Below are 212 nucleotides of genomic sequence, written 5' to 3'. Positions count from 1 at the left end.
CGGAAATCTCCGGATCAACGCTTACTTACAGCTCCCCGAAGCATATCGGTGTTTGTCCCGTCCTTCATCGGCTCCTAGTGCCAAGGCATCCACCGTGCGCCCTTTCTAACTTAACTAAACACACTTTACAGCCTTGTGCTGTCTAGCTCTCGGCCACGCCGAGAACCGTTTGTCGCTTTTCTCTTACCTGTTATCTAGTTTTCAAGGAACAT

General features: G+C 50.0%; 1 rRNA gene. It reads right to left on the bottom strand.

The features are described from left to right. Nucleotides 1-116: ribosomal RNA gene (locus K1I44_RS15295) — 23S ribosomal RNA — on the bottom strand; the annotation flags it as partial. Nucleotides 117-212: the final 96 nt, after the last annotated feature.

The sequence above is a fragment of the Anoxybacillus sp. ST4 genome (assembly GCF_019448545.1).
Classification (GTDB): domain Bacteria; phylum Bacillota; class Bacilli; order Bacillales; family Anoxybacillaceae; genus Anoxybacillus; species Anoxybacillus pushchinoensis.
Note: the sequence above shows the minus strand (reverse complement) of the source record. Positions and strands in the feature narration are given on the sequence as shown.